Origin of the sequence: Corynebacterium sp. HMSC074C01, assembly GCF_001814605.1 — a bacterium.
In the GTDB taxonomy this organism is placed as follows: Bacteria; Actinomycetota; Actinomycetes; order Mycobacteriales; family Mycobacteriaceae; genus Corynebacterium.
This window is the reverse complement of the sequence record NZ_KV817255.1, coordinates 25,780-41,375: the sequence shown is the minus strand read 5'-3', so window position 1 is coordinate 41,375 and position 15,596 is coordinate 25,780. Positions and strand designations below refer to the sequence as shown.

Sequence of the window (15,596 nt, the reverse complement as noted above, 5' to 3'; positions counted from 1 at the left end):
GGATAATGCCCATGACATGAGATGTAAATTTTAGCTAAATGCTTTCTCCAGCCGGTCGAGTGCCTCTTCGAGCAGCTCACGGGAGGTTGCAAAATTAAGACGGGCATGATGCTCGCCGCCCGTACCGAAAGTCACGCCCTCGTTGAGGGCTACCTTGGCGTGCTCGCGCACCCAGGCCGCGGGCTTCGGGTTATCCCCAATGGCGGTCTCGCTAAAGTCCAACCACAGCAGGTAGGTGGCCTGCGGGTGGGAGGTTTTGAGACCCGGAACGCGCTTGGGTAACTCCTCCACCAACCAGTCGCGGGTCTTCTTCAGGTACTCAATCTCCTCGTCAAGGAACTCCCCACCGTGGCGGTAGGCGGCCTCCGCAGCCAAGACACCGAGCGTGCCGGTGCCGTCCTTAGCCACGCCGGTCAGCGAGTTCCAACGCTCGACATCCGCGGTGTTGGAGAAGATCACCTGCGCGCACTTGAGGCCCGCGGTGTTCCACGCCTTGGACGTGGCGGTGACGGTAATAACGCGATCGGACAAGGCACCGAGCGGGATGTGGCGGCCCTCGTAGACCAGCGGGGCGTGGATCTCATCGGAGAGGATGCGGGCATCATACTTATCCGCCAGCTCCACGAGGCCCCGCAGCCAGTCCTCGTCGAAGACGATGCCCAGCGGGTTATAGGGGTGGGAGAGCAGGATGGAGCCGGCGCCGGCCTTAAAGGCGCGCTCGATATCCTCTAGCTCCAGCGAGGTTTCAATCTTCTCGCGCCCGGCGGTCTCCGGCAGCTCCAGCAGCGGCGGGTAGGAGGGGACCGGCACGGCCACGGCACCCTCGGTGAAGTACTGCACCCCGAGCAGCAAGCCGCGCACGACATCCCCGATCCAGAAGACGTGTTCCGGGCGCCAGCCGTAGCGGGATTCATAGAAATCCGCCAGCGCCGCGTTGAGCTCGGAGGCCTTGGGTGCCGGCGTGTAGCCGAAGGACTCGGCGTCGACAGCCTCTTGGATGGCTTCCTTGACCGCCGGCGCGGTGAGGAAGTCTGATTCAGCGATCCACAGCGGAATGATGTCCTCATCAAAGACGGTCCACTTGCGGGTGCCGCGGGCAGAGAGTTCTTTCAGGCTAGGGAAATGCATGCGTCCCACCTTACTCGTCGGTGGCTTGGACGAATCCGTATTTTTTCAACCGTTGGCGGTCGGCGGCGGAGGCGGATTGGGTCAGCCGCAGCAGCTCGGCGTAGATGCCGCCCGATTGCGCCAGCTCGGCCGGCGAACCAATCTCGGAGATGCGGCCGCGGTCTAGGGTGATGATGGTGTCCACGTCCGCGATGGTGGACAGGCGGTGCGCGATGATGAGCGTGGTGCGGTTCTTCATGAGCTCGTCCAGACCGGCCTGCACGGCGCGCTCAGCCTTGGTGTCCAGCGCCGAGGTGGCCTCGTCGAGGACGAGGATGGGGGCGTCCTTCAGCATGGCGCGCGCCACGGCCACGCGCTGTTTCTGCCCGCCGGAGAGCTTGAGGCCGCGCTCGCCGATGACGGTGTCGTAGCCATCGGGGAATTCTTCGATGAAGCCGTGTGCATTGGCGCGCTTGGCGACGTCCACGATCTCCTCCATCGTGGCGCCCGGCTTGCCATAAGCGATGTTTTCCCGAATGGTGCCGGAGAAAAGATAGGACTCCTGGAAGACCACGCCGACTGAAGCGCGCAGGCGCTCCGCGGTGAGCTCCGCGGCGTCGTGGCCCAGTACCGTCAGCTTTCCCTCCGTGGGTTGGTAGAGGCCTAACAGTAGGTTGACCAGGGTGGACTTGCCGCCGCCGGACTCGCCGACGAGCGCGACCTTGTGGCCTTCTTGGGCGGCGAAGGTGATGTCGGCGACGACCGGCTTATCCGATTCATAGGAGAAGGACACGTCCTCGAAGGCGAAGACCGGGCCTTCTGCGGGGCGCAGCGGTTCAGCCGGGGTGAGATCGAGTTCCGGCACGTCGGAGGTTTCAGCGGCGGCGACCAGCTGCGGGTTGACGGTAGGCTCCGGGATTTCCTCCATGACCTTGAAATAATCCTTGGAGCCGGCGATGGCGCGCTGGCTGACATCCACGATCCAGCTCATCATGAACACCGGCTGCTTGGCCATATTCACCAGCTGCAGGAGCATGACCATGTCACCGATGGAGAAGTGGCCTTCCAGAGTGCGCCAGAAGATCAGGCCATAGATGCCTAAGAAGATCAGCGCCATGGCCGCGCCGCGCGCGGTGTCCATGGAATGCCACCAGCGCGACTGCGGCTTCGTGGTATCCACCACCGTGCGGTAGTGCGAACCGAAGGAGGCCAGCTCGCGGGCTTCGGCGACGAAAGACTTGGTCACCTTCACCTGTCCGATGACCTCCGCGAAGCGCCCGTTGGCCACGTCAATGTTTTCATTCTTGGTGGCCTCATACTCCTGCCAGCGCTCCGAGGTCAGCGCCGTGAGCCAAGTATAGATGGGGAAGAGTGCGGCCAGCAGGATGGCCAGCGGCCAGTAGTACACCGCGGTGATGACCAGGACTGCCGCAGCCTGGATGAGCATGACGAAGAAGTTATTGGAGAAGGACTGCAGGAACTGCGTGATATTCGCAATCGAGCGGTCCAAGCGCGCGATGATGGTGCCGGTGACCTGGTTGTCGTAATAACTCTGCGGCACAGAGAGCAGCTTGGCAAAGTAGCGCGTCGAAAGAATCTGGCGCAGGCGAGAGACCATCACATCGCCGATATAACCGCCGATATTCTTCACCACGTTGCCCAGCGCGTCCGCCACAAAGAGCGCGACGACCCACCACAGGATCGTGCGCAGCGGGCCTCCCGCGACGACGGTATCGGTGGCCTCGCGGAGGATGAAAGGTGTCAGCAGCGACAGAATCGCGGTGACTGACGCGGTGATTAGGACGCCGAGATAGAACGGCCACAGGGCCGAGGCGCTGCGGACGATACGGAGAATAGAGTTCATCGCCGGCCGATGTTACGCCCTTAATAGGAATATCCAACCCGTCGACTAAGGTAGGGGAGAAACCGAAGTCGTGATGGAAAAGGATCCGCGGTGAAGAAGTACCTCCCCCTAGCGTGTGCCCCGCTGTGCCTGGCTGCTCTCTCAGGCTGCAGCATCCTCCAGCCGCCGGACGTGGGCCCGCAGGACAACATCGTGGTCTCCAGCTCGGAGCCGCCGGCCTTTGAGGTCAAGGACGTGGATGCCCACGAGGTCACCTCCAACTTGGCAGCCCCGGTAAAGGACGAGGGCCTCAACGTGGAATTTGAGCTGCAGGGCCTGTACTCCGGCGGTGGCGGAACGGTGCTGACGGTGAAGATTCACAACCTCAACGAGGCGCCGATGCCTGTCGACGCCCTTCCGGAACCCACCCTTGAGCGTGCCGACGGCAACGGCGGCTGGGCCACCGTGGATTCGATTGATGTTGACCCCGCTGTTCACCCGGATGTGGCCGCGCCGGGCCTGGATCACCCGTTGGGCGCCGGTGCTTCCACCAACCTTCAATATGTCTATAACGTTGCCCCAGGCAACCTCTGGAATGCGCGCTTTAGCATTGGCAACGTGCGCTATGTAGGAGACCTCAATCTATGACGGAACTCGTCGTTCTAGCCTCGCCGGAGGGCAATCCCGCAGGCGTAGCCGACAAGGCCGCCGTACACACCGCGGATACACCGCTGCATTTCGCCTTCTCCGCATGGGTTGTGTGCGATGGCCAGCTGCTGCTGACCCGCCGTGCCCTGTCCAAGCTGACCTGGCCCGGCGTGTGGACCAATTCCTTCTGCGGGCACCCGGGGCCGGATGAGGAGACTGCCGACGCCGTCGTCCGTCGCGGCCGCTTCGAGCTCGGTCTGACCGGCACGCCGCGTTTGGTGTTGCCGGACTTTGCTTACCGCGCCGTGGATTCCTCCGGCGTGGTGGAGAATGAAATCTGCCCGGTCTATCTTTTCGAGACCGAAGACGATCCGGCTCCCAACCCGGAGGAGGTTGACTCCTTCGCGTGGGCCCCGGTGCGCGATGTCCTCGCTGCCGTCGATGCCACGCCTTTTGCCTTTAGCCCGTGGATGGTGGAGGAGTTGACCCACGAGCCGCTGCGCGCGGCCCTGTTGGGCTAGCCATTCTGAATGGGGCGGTGGAGCCTTGCGCCTGGATCAGAGCAGGCTGCCATCCTGGGCGAAGGCCGCCGAGATGTAATCCAAGCTGGCATAGGCCACGCGGTTTTCGCCATTGTCCAGGTTGTATTCCCAGATGGCGTGCTCAGGGCGGTAGGCCTCGAAGCCGGGCTTTCCGGTGCGCACGAATTCCCGCAACCACTCTGCCAGTGGTGATTCGCCAAAGAGCGGGCGCAGTTCCTCGCAGTGCAGGGCCGGGCCCGAGGAACGAGTGAATTCCATCATCCAGGTCTCACCCGGCGCCTTCTCCGCTACTTCTGCCGCCCAGCGACGGATGATGGAATCGCCCACCATCCGGCCCATCGGGCGCTCCTTGTCCATGTGCTGCGCTACCTGATACCAGGGTGTGAAACCGTTGCGGGGAAAGCCAAAACGCGGGGCCACATAGCGGAGGATGAGGCCGCGGAAAGGGGAGCGGTCAATCTTCTGCGTGGCCGGGATGTTGTAGAACTCGTCGCGGGTGCTGCCGAGGATGAGGGGGACGTCGGCAAGCTGCCCACACTCCAGTGGCGTGGGGCCCAGTGCCATATCGAGGCTGTACTTCTTGCGGAACTTGGCGTAGCCGGCGGCGAGCTCCTCCTGGCTCATCGACGCGAGAGAGGAGCGCGTAATGGGCTTCTTCATCGCCTGGCGCAACGTGGCTTGGCGTTCCTCGAAGGTCTCCCGGGGGAAGCCCGGGGAGAGCGCTATCGCCCGGCGAAAGGCCCCGCGGTAGTGGTCTCGTCGACACAGCCACAGCACGGCGTTGGCGCCGGCGGACTGACCCAGGACGGTGACGTTGGTGGGATCCCCGCCGAAGGATTCGATATTGCGCTGGATCCATTCCAAGCCCAGCTGCAGGTCCTCGATGGCGCGGTAGCGGTTGGGCTCATCATCGCGAAAACGTGCTAGTCCCGGCAGTCCCACGCGGTAGCCCAGCTGCACGTGGACGATGCCCGCCTGTGCGGTCGGCGTGCCCTCTGCGCGGGGATCCTCGTGGGAGCCGTGCTCGTAGCGGCCGCCGTGGATATAGACCAACGTGGGCGCCAGTGACGTGGTGCGGCTGCCGGGTGCGGGGGCGGTGATGGTGAGCGCGACCTTCTCCGGGTGCGGGGTGCGTGCATCCTGGTCACGGGGTGGGGCAGGTTCGGGGTTCTCGAAATCCCCCGGGATATGGGAGTACTCGATGGAGTGGAAATGGGCCACGTCCTCATCGAGGTAGCCGGTGATGGTGCCCGCGGGGCAGGTGACGTCGAAAGGTGCACTGCTCATGGTGAACAGGCTACCCTGAGGGCATGGAATGGCTCGTGCAGGCGCCAGTGTGGGCGCAGATGGCGGTGCTCGCCGTCACCGCAGTGCCGGCCGCGACCGTCATGGGCTGGGTGCTGATGTGGGCAATCGACCGGGTGAATGCGTGGTTAGTGCCCGCGACTAGGATGAAGAAACATGACTCCCGATGATCACCGCGAAGGCCTGTGGGACCCCGAGCGCTCACAGCCTTCCCACCGCAAGCGCGCACTACCCAAATCCCGAGTGAGCGTGACCCTCTGGTTGATGATCGCGCTCATCGTTGTGGTGGCTATCGTCGGCGTCGTCCTTTAAAGGGACGGTCTTCCTGATGGGAAGACGCCGCTAGGGGCGCCGTGCTTGCCGACGCCCCCCTGCCCTAGCGCTCGGCGCCGGGCCTCTTCGCCGCCTGTGCGAGGCGCTGGTAGAGCTCCTGCTTCGGCAGATCCTCCAAGAGCACCGGCTTGCCGGCGGTATCGCACAACGGGATGCACCAATTGGGGTACTGGTCTTTCGTCGTGCCCGGCTGGTTCTGTGCGCGCACGTCACCGACCATGTCTACGAGGTTGGTCACCGTCAGCGCCGAGGGGGTTCCCGCAACATAGCGGTGCAGGGCGACGAGCACATCCTCTTCGCTTTCGCGGTTCTCCAACATTCCATAGGCCTGCAGGTTGTCCTTGACCTTTTCCTGCCACGCGCGGTCCTCAGCCTCTTCTTCTGCCACCGGGCGGGTGAGCAGGCCCAGGCGGGCGCGCAGCGCGATGTGGTCGCCACGCAGGAAGGCGAGCGTCGGCGGCAGATCGTGCGTGCCCACCGAGGACATCGCCATGTGGCGGTATTGATCCTGCGGGCGCGGGGTGGGACCGTCTTCGGCATGCTCAAACCAGATGATCGTGGTGCCCAGCACGCCCATATCGCGCAAAGCGTTTTGGACCCACGGTTCCAGGGTGCCGAGGTCTTCGCCCACGAGGACAGCACCGGCGCGCTCAGCCTCCAGCGCGAGGATGCCGAGCATGGCCTCCCAGTCATAAGTCACGTAGGTGCCGTTGAGCGGGGTGGAGTGGCGCGGGATCCAGTACAGGCGGAACAGACCAAGGACGTGGTCGACGCGCAGACCACCAGCATTGCCCAGCATCGTGCGCAGCAAATCACGCCATGGCTCGTAGCCGGCTTCCGCCAGGCGTACCGGGTGCCACGGCGGCTGGGACCAGTCCTGGCCCTGCTGGTTATAGTCATCCGGCGGGGCCCCCACCGAGCACTGCGGGGCGAGGTATTCCGCCAGGTTCACGGCATCAGCACCAGCCGGGTGGATGCCTACGGCCATATCGGTAATGAGCCCGATGCTCATGCCGGCGTCGAGCGCGCGGCGCTGGGCGGCATCCAGCTGCTCATCGCAAAGGAATTGCAGCCAGGAATAGAACTCGGCCAAGTCCCTGACGTCGAGGCTCAGCGCGTGGCGGCGTCCACTGTGACGCGAGAGCTCAGCCTCTGCACACCACAGGGCGAAGTTGCGCAGGCCGCGGCCCTCGCGACGCTGGTACTCGCTGAAGGCGGTGCGGCGCTCTGAGGTCATCCCCTTGCTGAAGAGCTCCTGCAGGACCTGCAGCTTGGCTTCGAAGATGGAATCACGATCAATCTCTTCTGCCGACCGGTTGCGCTCGCGGAACTCGGCGGCGAGCTCGGCGACGTCTTCCTGAAGCTCCGGGCTGAGCTGTTTCAGCTCCGGAATATCCTCGATGCGGATATAGATCGGGTTGATGAAACGCCGAGTGGTGGGCAGATAGGGCGAATCCTCCACCGGTGGAATCGGCTCGCCCGCGTGCAGCGGGTTAATAAGGAGGAAGTCATAATCGGGCGCCAAGGTCTCCGCCAACTCGGCTAGGTCTCCGAAGTCACCCATGCCCCAAGACTTCTCAGAGCGCACCGAATACAGCTGCGCCATCGTGCCTGCTGCGGGGCGGTCGAGGTAGCGATCTGCCGTGCTCAGATGGTTCGGCACCACGATGAGCGGGCACTCGTGCTCGCCGATGCCGGGCGAGGATAAGTGCAGCTTGTGGAAACCTAAGGGCAGGTCCCCGGGGACGTGGAAACTGGCCTCGCCCCACATGGTTCCGGCGACGTCGGCAGCCGGGGCGTCGTTCCGGTCCTGGTAGGTCGGCCGCGTCTCGCCGTTTTCCAGCTCGATGGTAACGGTAACGGGGTCGCCGTCGTGGACGTGGACAACGAAGGATTTTTCGGCGCCTTCGCGGGCCACCACGCAGGGTGGCAGCGGGCGGGAGGCGCGTTCGAGGTAGTCCTCGAACAGGGCTTGAGTTAGCTCCTCATCGTCCGGACGTTCGGAGATAGAGACGCCAAGTGCGCGCAGCGTGTAGGTAATTGTCTCCTCGCTGACGTACACGGGCTGTCCGTTCTGGGCGGTGTACTCGCAGGCCACGCCGTGGCGTTGGGCAAGTTCTTGAAGCAGATCACGGGTAGTCACATCCCCCAATTGTGCCACGCCCTCCCTGCGCGCGGGAGAAATCTGGTTGGTAGAGTGGGCTGGAATTTAATTTTTGTGGGAAAGGACACAACTGTGACTTTGAATGAAGCGCACACCAAAGCGAAATTCGAGATCAAGGACGGCGAAACGTGCCTTACCTCCATGATGGCTACGGCGCACGCCCGCCCACATGGCGTGCTGTTTACCCGTCCGGCGAATTACGAGTGGGTCAACGTCACCGCCAAGGAATTCGTCGAGGAAGTCTACGCGGTGGCCAAGGGGCTCATCGCTTTTGGCGTGGAGCAGGGCGACCGCGTGGCTCTTATTTCTACTACCCGCTACGAGTGGTCCCTGCTGGACTATGCCATCTGGGCGGCCGGTGCGATCTCCGTTCCGGTATACCCCTCTTCGTCGATGTCCCAGGTTCAGTGGATCATTGAGGACTCTGGCGCGATCCTCGCCATCACGGAAACCCGCGAGCACTCCGAGCTGGTCAAGCACCTGAAGCTGCAGGAGGACGGCACCCCGCAGCTACACGGCTCTCCCTCCCAGCTGCGCCGCGTGCTAGAGATCAACTCTTCCGCCATCGATACGCTGAAGTTTGAGGGACGTGACATCAGCGATGACACCGTCAACCAGCGCATCGAAGCCACGCACACTGACGACGTCGCCTCCCTAGTCTACACCTCCGGCACCACCGGACGCCCCAAGGGCTGCATGCTGACCCACCGCAACTGGCTAGCAGAGGCCCGCGGGTTGCTGACCAACCCGATTGGCGCCATCGCCGTGCCGGGCGCACATGTCCTGACCTTCCTGCCGCTGGCGCACGTCTTCAGCCGCGCAGTGTCGCTGGCGGTCACCATCGGCGGTGCCTCCCAGAACCACTGGTCCGACTTCAGCACCATCACCGTTGAATTCGCTCGTTCCCGCCCGAACCTGATCCTGGGTGTGCCACGCGTGTTTGAGAAGGTGCGCAATGGTGCCTCCGCCAAGGCGCATGGTTCCTCCGCGTTTAAGGGCGCGATCTTCGACCGCGCGGAGAAGGTTGCTATCGAGTACTCCAAGGCGCTGGACACCCCGGAGGGCCCCAACCGAGTCCTCAAGGCCAAGCACAAGGCCTTTGACAAGCTGGTCTATTCCGCCATCCGCCAGGCAATGGGCGGCGAGGTCAAGTACTGCATCTCCGGTGGTTCGGCCATCTCGCAAGACTTGCTGCACTGGTACCGCGGCATCGGCGTGACCATCTACGAGGGCTATGGACTTACGGAGACCGCAGCGGCCGCCGCCGTGGACTTCGTGGATCAGTCCATCGGCACCGTCGGCCCGCCGCTGGGCGGCACGACGATGCGCATTAACGAGGACGGCGAGATCCTGATCAAGGGCGATATCGTCTTCAAGGGCTACTGGCAGAACCCGGAGGCCACCGAGAACGCCCTGCAGGACGGCTGGTACAACACCGGTGACCTAGGGGAGATCGATGAGGATGGCAAGCTCGTCATCACTGGCCGTAAGAAGGACCTCATTGTCACTGCGGGCGGCAAGAATGTCTCGCCTGGCCCGATGGAGGACATCCTGCGCTCCCACCCGTTGATTTCCCAGGCCATGGTGGTCGGTGACGGCAAGCCATTCGTCGGTGTGCTGCTCACCCTGGATGAGGACGCGCTCAAGCGCTGGAAGGCCGATCACAACATCTCCGCAGCCAAGGGTATGCGTGAGGTGGCGGCTGATCCGGCACTGCGCGCGGATATTCAGGACGCCATCAACCAGGTCAACGCCACCGTCTCCCACGCGGAGGGCATTAAGAAGTTCGTCATTCTGGACCAGGACCTCACCGAGGAAAGCAACGAGCTAACCCCCACGATGAAGGTCAAGCGCTATGTCGTGGCGCAGCGCTACGCAGCGGATATCGAGCGCCTCTACGCCGGCAAGAAATAAGGCTGGATGGAGTCTGTGAATTCCTTCGGAGTGTCGCGCAGCCGAATGCGAGGATCTCTAATAGAGTCAGCGGGGTCAGAAAAACTCTAAACCTCAACTAGAGGTTCTCGCGGAAAGGGCAGCCTATGCACAAGATCGCAGCCGAGCTGCGCCACCGTGAGCTGACCCAAGAAATCTATAACATCGGCGACGAAGTCGTTGACTACATCGAGCACCTCATCGAGGCCATCGAGGACTGGGACGATGAACTCGCCCTCGACTGCCTGGCCGAGCTGGGGGACATCGTCGAAGACGCCCGCGTGGATTCCGGGCGTTGTGTCGGCGAGCTCATCGGCCTGCGCCACGCGTTGGTCTCCGGGCTGAAGTCCGGCACCATCTCCGCTGCTTCCTCCGGTGACAATGATGTCGAGGAGCCAAAGCAGCTCACCGCCCGCGCACTTGCTGAAGGCCTGCCCATCTCCGGCCCGCCCGTCGTGGTTTCGGAGCTGGCGGAAACCCTGCGCGGGCGCACCGCCGCGGTGGCCGCTTACTTGCGCGAGTTGGTCGAGTACGTGCTGGCGCAAACCGACGCCGTGGCCCGCAACCTCGATGTGGTCTCCCTGCCGAACCTGTACAAGCGCGCGGGTGAATCTTCACTCATCGCAGTGCAGGCTTGGCGCCACACCGTCGTGGAAGCGCACCCCGCTTACGTGCGCACCATGCGCGGGCATAACCCGCCGTCCTTCTTGGAGGAGCGCGCGCGTATCGACGCCGTCGTTGCCCGTGTGCGCGCCAAGCGTCAGAAGAAGGCCGCCACGACCGCCTAGTCGCCGCATCACAGACTTCCTTGTTGCCAACACACAAGGATTACTTAAGAAGAGCGCCGCCGAGATTCCCTCTCTCGGTGGCGCTCTTCGTTGCTTTACGTGCCACGCTTAGCGCGTTCGCGCTAAGCCCCCGGGTTCTTGGTGGCCGGCACGGCCTGGTCCAGCTGCTCGGTAATCTGCGGCCACAGCTGGCCCATGATGTCATCCCAGGTGAGGATCCACACTGTCTTGTCCTTGGTGGGCTTGCCCACGACCACGAGCTGCTCATTGCGGGCGCGCATCTGGTCCAGAGTCTTCTGCACGGTGGAGGAGGAGCCCACCGCCAGCGCGGGGCGGGAGAAATCCAGCACCGGGGTATCCGGCTCCGCCAGCAAGGTATCGCGCACGTGGACGATACGCGGGATGCGTGAGGCACGAGGGTAGACCAGCACGCGCATGATGGACTTGCGCACCACGAGCTCGTGGAGCTCGGCCACGGTGGCATTGGAGGAAAGCGGCAGGATTTCCGAACCATGCTCGCGGGCCAACTGGGCCGCGGTGGAGGCTTCCAGCTCGATAACGCCGGTGATCTGGTTGGCGGAGTCGTCGTCAAGCGTGCCCGTCAGGCGCGAGTGCTCGACCAGGTGGCGCAGGGTCTCGGCGTCATAGCCGGCCGCGCCAGCGCGGTCGACGGGCTCCTCACCGGTCATGCGCACCAGCTTGTTCGCCATCTTGTTGATCCAGATCAGCAGCGGACGGAAGAGCCAGATGAAGCCGCGGGCGGGCACCGCGATGAGCTGTAGGGCCGTCTCCGGGTGGGCGATGGCCCAGGACTTAGGCGCCATCTCACCGATAACCAGGTGCAGGAAGGTCACCACGAAAAGGGCTAGCAGGAAGGAGATGATGTCAGCAACGCCCAGCGGCAGGCCGAGGGCCTCCAGCGGGCTCATCAGCAGGTGATGGACCCAAGGTTTGGTCACGGCACCCAGGACGAAGGTTGCGGCGGTAATGCCCAGCTGAGCGCCAGCCAGCATGATGGTCAGTTCATTGAGCGAGCGCAGGCCCGCGCGCGAGGCCGCCGAGGATTCCGCGGTCTCCTCCAAGCGGTTGCGGCGCGCGCCCATGAGGGAGAACTCGATGACCACGAAGAACGCGGAAGCAGCAATGATGAGAACAGTGATAAGGAGGTTGAACCACCAGGTATCAGTCATTAGTCATCCTCTCCTTCCGGAAATTCCTCCACCAGCTCGAGCGCCAGGACGGAGGGTACGTGGCGGTCGATTTCCTCGACGCGCACGTTGAGGGTGCGGATGGGGGCTTCGTCGCCGTCGACCCAATCTTCCGGTTCGGCCTCTAGCTCGATGGAGAGTTCTTCGCCCTCTTCCGGCAGCGTGCCGGAATGCGCGATGAGCAGGCCGGCGACGGTTTCGAAATCGCCCTCCGGCAGGTCGTGGCCGATGGCGCGCTCGACCTCGTCGATGGGGGTGTCGCCGTCGACGATCCAGTGGGTGTCGTCCTGCTCAGTGATTTCCTCGGTCTCTTCGAGGTCGTGCTCATCGGTGACATCGCCGAGGATTTCCTCGGCCAAATCCTCCATGGTCACGATGCCCACGAAGCCGCCGTATTCGTCGATGACACAGGCGAGTTTCTCGTCGGCGTCGCGAAGCTCTGTGACGACGTCGGGAAGCGGCATGAGCTCCGGCACCACCACGGGTTCCTTCATGATCTCGCGTGCCGGGGTGGCCAGGGGCAGTTCGCTGCCCAGCACATCGTAGAGGTGCACCACGCCGATGGGATTGTGCTCATCGTCGATGATCGGGTAGCGGGTGTGGTTCTCCGACATCATCTCGCGCACCTCGCCGATGGTGGTCTCGGGCTCGATGACATCCACGCGCGAGCGCGGAATCATGGCGTGCTCCACATCATGCTCGGGGAAGTCGAGGAGACGGTCGAGGACCAGGTAGGTGTCCTCATCCAAGTCGCCGGCCTCGTGGGAGGCATCCACGATGGATTCCAGGTCATCGGTGGTGGCAGATGAATCGACATCCTCCACCGGCTCGATTCCGAAGACCTTGAGCAGGGCATTGGAGGAGTACTCAAAGAAGTGGATGAGCCAGCCGAAGATCTTGAGGTACCACATCGTCGATGCGGATAACCACAGCGCTGACTTCATGGGTGCTGCAATGGTGTAGTTCTTGGGGAAGAGCTCGGCGAAGAGCATCGTGAGAACCGTCGACACCGCCAGCGCGGTCACCGTGCCGATGGCAACGGACACGCCCGTGGGCACGCCCACACCACCGAGCAGCTGGCCTAGGCCTTGGCCCACGAGGGGCTCGGCCACATAACCAATGAGCAGGCCCGTAATCGTGATACCCAGCTGCGCGCCGGAGAGCATGAAGGAGGTCTTTTGGGTGATCTTTAAGGCGCGCTCCGCAGGCTTATCCCCAGTCGCAGCGCGCTGGCGCAGCTGCGTGCGGTCCACCGACATGAAGGCGAATTCCTGCGCCACGAAGTAGGCGTTGGCCACGATAATGAGAGCGATGACGGCGAAACCCGCCACAATCATCAGGATGGCAGATAACACGGCTTACCCCACCGCCTTACGTCGGCGGCGGGGACATCGACTCGGAGGTTCCACTTAAAAGAGGCCTTTCTTCACTATCGGGGTTGCAAATCTGCTCTACAGACTACCGCTTCAACGGTTTTGTCGGTTACTTTGTTCCCCATGGATCCCTTTGGTCTCTACATTCACGTTCCTTTCTGCGCTTCGCGCTGCGGCTACTGCGACTTCAACACCTATACGCCGGGTGAGCTGGGAGGGGACCTGACCAACGATTATCTCTCAGCCTTGGAAAAAGAGCTGGAGATGGCGGCGGCCCAGGTGGGCCGCGAAGCCGAGACCGTTTTTATTGGTGGCGGCACGCCGAGCTTGTTGGGGGCCGAGGGCCTGGGCCGTGTCTTGTCGAAGGTTCGTGATACCTTCGGCCTCGCCCCGGGCGCGGAGGTCACCACGGAATCCAACCCGGAATCCACCTCGCCGGAGTATTTCGCCGGGCTTCTCGACGCCGGCTTCACCCGCCTCTCCCTGGGCATGCAATCCGCCTCACCGGGGGTGCTCGCAGTGCTGGAGCGAGCCCACACGCCGGGCCGCGCCTTCGATGCGGCACGCGAAGCCATCGCCGCGGGCTTTGAGCACGTCAACCTGGACATGATTTATGGCACGCCGACAGAAGAAGACGCGGACGTTGCTCTGACTCTGGAGCGCGCACTGGAGACGGGAGTGGACCACATCAGTGCCTATTCGCTCATCGTGGAAGATGGCACGCGTATGGCCCGCAAGGTGTCTAAGGGCCTGCTTCCGGCCCCGGATGAGGACGTGCTGGCCCGGCGCTATGAGATGATCTCATCCACCCTCGAAGCCGAAGGCTTTGAGTGGTACGAGGTCTCCAACTGGGCCAAGCCGGGCGGGGAGTGCCAGCACAATCGCATCTACTGGGTCGATGGCAATTGGTGGGGCGCGGGCCCGGGCGCGCATTCGCACTTGGGCAACGAGCGCTTCTTCAATGTGAAAAACCCGCGGACCTACATCAAGGCTGTGGGCGAGGGGGAGCTGCCCATCAAGGAGCGGGAGGAGCTCAGCGCCGCCGACCGCCACACCGAGCGCATCATGCTGGGCCTGCGTCTGCGCGAGGGCATCCCGGCGTCCTGGCTCGCGCCCGCTGCCGAGCCTGTGGCCGCGCGTTTCATCGAGCGCGGCTTGCTTGAGCGCGCCGGCGACCACCTCCGCGTGACCAAGGCGGGCCGCCTGCTCGCGGACGGCATCATCACCGACCTCCTCGTCGCCGAAGATACCGCCGAAGACATAGCCCGCTAGAACGGATAGCCTTAAAGACATGTCCAGCTCCACCGATGCCCGCCGCCAAGAGGTCCTGCGCGCCATCGTCGCGGACTACATCGCCTCGCAATCGCCCGTCGGCTCCAAGGCCCTGCTCGAGCGCTACCAGCTGGGCGTGTCCTCGGCGACGATCCGCAATGACATGGCCGTGCTCGAAGCCGAAGGGCTCATCGCCCAGGAACACGCCAGCTCCGGGCGCGTACCCACGCAGAAGGGCTACCGCCAGTTCGTCGATACGCTGCACGACGTCAAGCCGCTCTCCAAGGCCGAGCGCCGCGCCATGCTCACCTTCCTCGAAGGCGGCGTCGATTTGGAAGACGTGCTGCGCCGTTCGGTCCAGCTGCTGGCCCAGGCGACCAAGCAAGCGGCCGTCGTCCAGCTGCCGAACCTCAAGGTCTCCCGCGTGAAGCACTGCGAGGTCGTCGCACTCTCACCGGTGCGCCTGCTCTTGGTGCTCATTACGGATAATGGGCGCGTCGATCAGCGCAATGTGGAGCTCGATGATGTCATCGACCCCGAGCAGACCCACCGCCTGCGCGATATCCTCAACACCGCCCTGGAGGGCAAGACGCTCACCGATGCTTCGGTGGAGTTGGCCGCGCTTGTCGACGACTCCCCAGCCGACATCCGCCCCCACCTCCTCAAGGCGGCAACCACGCTGATTGAGACCCTCGTGGAGCAGCCCTCCGATCGCCTGATCATGGCGGGTACCTCCAACCTCACCCGCGTGGCTCTCACCGAGGGCCTGCCCTCCATCATCGAGGCTCTTGAAGAACAGGTCGTGGTGCTGAAATTGCTGGCCCGCGTGCCGGACCTGGGCAACGTATCGGTCTCCATCGGCGAAGAAAACGAGGCCGATGAGCTGCGCCAAACCTCCGTCGTGGCCACGCGCTATGGTTTCGGCACTGGCTCGGAGGCTGCAGCACTCGGCGGGCTCGGTGTGGTGGGGCCGACGTATATGGATTACTCGGGAACAATCTCCAAGGTCTCTGCCGTTGCACGCTATGTGAGTGAAATTCTGGCGGGCGAGTAAGCTGGCCCGTCGGAATAGATTTAGTAT

14 protein-coding genes are annotated in these 15,596 nt (G+C 63.4%); 8 read left to right on the top strand and 6 right to left on the bottom strand.

Features of this window, described 5'->3' with window-relative positions; translation table 11 throughout:
- Positions 1–30: 30 nt before the first annotated feature.
- Together HMPREF2978_RS01595 and HMPREF2978_RS01590 are read right to left on the bottom strand one after the other, a co-directional pair.
- Entirely contained in the window at positions 31–1,128 is a 1,098-nt protein-coding gene (locus HMPREF2978_RS01595; RefSeq protein WP_070743762.1) for a MalY/PatB family protein, read from the bottom strand.
- Between the two features lie 10 nt (positions 1,129–1,138).
- A complete protein-coding gene (locus tag HMPREF2978_RS01590) occupies positions 1,139–2,971 on the bottom strand; it encodes an ABC transporter ATP-binding protein (protein WP_070743760.1) in 1,833 nt (610 codons plus the stop codon).
- A gap of 90 nt (positions 2,972–3,061) precedes the next feature.
- Between HMPREF2978_RS01590 and HMPREF2978_RS01585 the strand changes: the two genes are divergently transcribed.
- Entirely contained in the window at positions 3,062–3,598 is a 537-nt protein-coding gene (locus HMPREF2978_RS01585; RefSeq protein WP_070525560.1) for a hypothetical protein, read from the top strand.
- Positions 3,595–4,119 carry an isopentenyl-diphosphate Delta-isomerase gene (idi, locus tag HMPREF2978_RS01580; RefSeq protein ID WP_070525558.1) on the top strand — a complete coding sequence of 175 codons (525 nt, stop codon included), beginning with the start codon at positions 3,595–3,597 and terminating at the stop codon, positions 4,117–4,119. Before HMPREF2978_RS01585 ends, idi begins: the two co-directional genes overlap by 4 nt.
- A gap of 36 nt (positions 4,120–4,155) precedes the next feature.
- Here idi and HMPREF2978_RS01575 read toward each other — a convergent pair whose 3' ends face one another.
- Positions 4,156–5,427: a carboxylesterase family protein gene (locus HMPREF2978_RS01575; RefSeq protein ID WP_070743758.1), complete on the bottom strand. Its 1,272-nt coding sequence runs from the start codon at positions 5,425–5,427 to the stop codon at positions 4,156–4,158.
- A 23-nt stretch (positions 5,428–5,450) separates the two neighbouring features.
- Here HMPREF2978_RS01575 and HMPREF2978_RS13160 point away from each other — a divergent pair, with 23 nt between their 5' ends.
- Together HMPREF2978_RS13160 and HMPREF2978_RS13155 are read left to right on the top strand one after the other, a co-directional pair.
- A complete protein-coding gene (locus HMPREF2978_RS13160; RefSeq protein WP_010190794.1) occupies positions 5,451–5,615 on the top strand; it encodes a hypothetical protein in 165 nt (54 codons plus the stop codon).
- Complete coding sequence (locus tag HMPREF2978_RS13155; RefSeq protein WP_168162398.1) at positions 5,602–5,757, top strand: hypothetical protein; 156 nt, start codon at positions 5,602–5,604, stop codon at positions 5,755–5,757. Before HMPREF2978_RS13160 ends, HMPREF2978_RS13155 begins: the two co-directional genes overlap by 14 nt.
- Before the next feature lie 64 nt (positions 5,758–5,821).
- Here HMPREF2978_RS13155 and malQ read toward each other — a convergent pair whose 3' ends face one another.
- The gene (gene malQ, locus HMPREF2978_RS01570; protein WP_246818708.1) at positions 5,822–7,921 is read right to left on the bottom strand and encodes a 4-alpha-glucanotransferase; all 2,100 of its coding nucleotides are present in this window, start codon (positions 7,919–7,921) and stop codon (positions 5,822–5,824) included.
- A 93-nt stretch (positions 7,922–8,014) separates the two neighbouring features.
- On the opposite strand from malQ, the gene HMPREF2978_RS01565 reads away from it, so the two are divergent.
- Together HMPREF2978_RS01565 and HMPREF2978_RS01560 are read left to right on the top strand one after the other, a co-directional pair.
- Complete coding sequence (locus HMPREF2978_RS01565) at positions 8,015–9,856, top strand: AMP-dependent synthetase/ligase (RefSeq protein ID WP_070743755.1); 1,842 nt, start codon at positions 8,015–8,017, stop codon at positions 9,854–9,856.
- 125 nt (positions 9,857–9,981) lie between these two features.
- Positions 9,982–10,662, top strand: coding sequence for a hypothetical protein (locus HMPREF2978_RS01560; RefSeq protein ID WP_070525549.1), 681 nt, complete (start codon positions 9,982–9,984; stop codon positions 10,660–10,662).
- Between the two features lie 122 nt (positions 10,663–10,784).
- Here HMPREF2978_RS01560 and HMPREF2978_RS01555 read toward each other — a convergent pair whose 3' ends face one another.
- Together HMPREF2978_RS01555 and HMPREF2978_RS01550 are read right to left on the bottom strand one after the other, a co-directional pair.
- Positions 10,785–11,852 carry a CNNM domain-containing protein gene (locus tag HMPREF2978_RS01555; RefSeq protein ID WP_070525547.1) on the bottom strand — a complete coding sequence of 356 codons (1,068 nt, stop codon included), beginning with the start codon at positions 11,850–11,852 and terminating at the stop codon, positions 10,785–10,787.
- Positions 11,852–13,225 (bottom strand): hemolysin family protein, encoded by a 1,374-nt coding sequence (locus tag HMPREF2978_RS01550; protein ID WP_070525545.1) that lies wholly within the window; start codon positions 13,223–13,225, stop codon positions 11,852–11,854. The genes HMPREF2978_RS01555 and HMPREF2978_RS01550 overlap by 1 nt, the downstream gene beginning before the upstream one ends.
- A 141-nt stretch (positions 13,226–13,366) precedes the next feature.
- Here HMPREF2978_RS01550 and hemW point away from each other — a divergent pair, with 141 nt between their 5' ends.
- Positions 13,367–14,515 carry a radical SAM family heme chaperone HemW gene (hemW, locus tag HMPREF2978_RS01545; RefSeq protein WP_070525543.1) on the top strand — a complete coding sequence of 383 codons (1,149 nt, stop codon included), beginning with the start codon at positions 13,367–13,369 and terminating at the stop codon, positions 14,513–14,515.
- Positions 14,516–14,534: 19 nt separating this feature from the next.
- Positions 14,535–15,569, top strand: coding sequence for a heat-inducible transcriptional repressor HrcA (hrcA, locus tag HMPREF2978_RS01540; RefSeq protein WP_070743753.1), 1,035 nt, complete (start codon positions 14,535–14,537; stop codon positions 15,567–15,569).
- Positions 15,570–15,596: the final 27 nt, after the last annotated feature.

Bases quoted from the DNA above. Each gene is read 5' to 3' on its own strand.
- HMPREF2978_RS01595 (WP_070743762.1), bottom strand. From the start codon at position 1,128: ATGCATTTCCCTAGCCTGAAAGAACTCTCTGCCCGCGGCACCCGCAAG.
- HMPREF2978_RS01590 (WP_070743760.1), bottom strand. From the start codon at position 2,971: ATGAACTCTATTCTCCGTATCGTCCGCAGCGCCTCGGCCCTGTGGCCG.
- idi (WP_070525558.1), top strand. From the start codon at position 3,595: ATGACGGAACTCGTCGTTCTAGCCTCGCCGGAGGGCAATCCCGCAGGC.
- HMPREF2978_RS01575 (WP_070743758.1), bottom strand. From the start codon at position 5,427: ATGAGCAGTGCACCTTTCGACGTCACCTGCCCCGCGGGCACCATCACC.
- HMPREF2978_RS13160 (WP_010190794.1), top strand. From the start codon at position 5,451: ATGGAATGGCTCGTGCAGGCGCCAGTGTGGGCGCAGATGGCGGTGCTC.
- HMPREF2978_RS13155 (WP_168162398.1), top strand. From the start codon at position 5,602: ATGACTCCCGATGATCACCGCGAAGGCCTGTGGGACCCCGAGCGCTCA.
- HMPREF2978_RS01560 (WP_070525549.1), top strand. From the start codon at position 9,982: ATGCACAAGATCGCAGCCGAGCTGCGCCACCGTGAGCTGACCCAAGAA.
- HMPREF2978_RS01555 (WP_070525547.1), bottom strand. From the start codon at position 11,852: ATGACTGATACCTGGTGGTTCAACCTCCTTATCACTGTTCTCATCATT.
- hemW (WP_070525543.1), top strand. From the start codon at position 13,367: ATGGATCCCTTTGGTCTCTACATTCACGTTCCTTTCTGCGCTTCGCGC.
- hrcA (WP_070743753.1), top strand. From the start codon at position 14,535: ATGTCCAGCTCCACCGATGCCCGCCGCCAAGAGGTCCTGCGCGCCATC.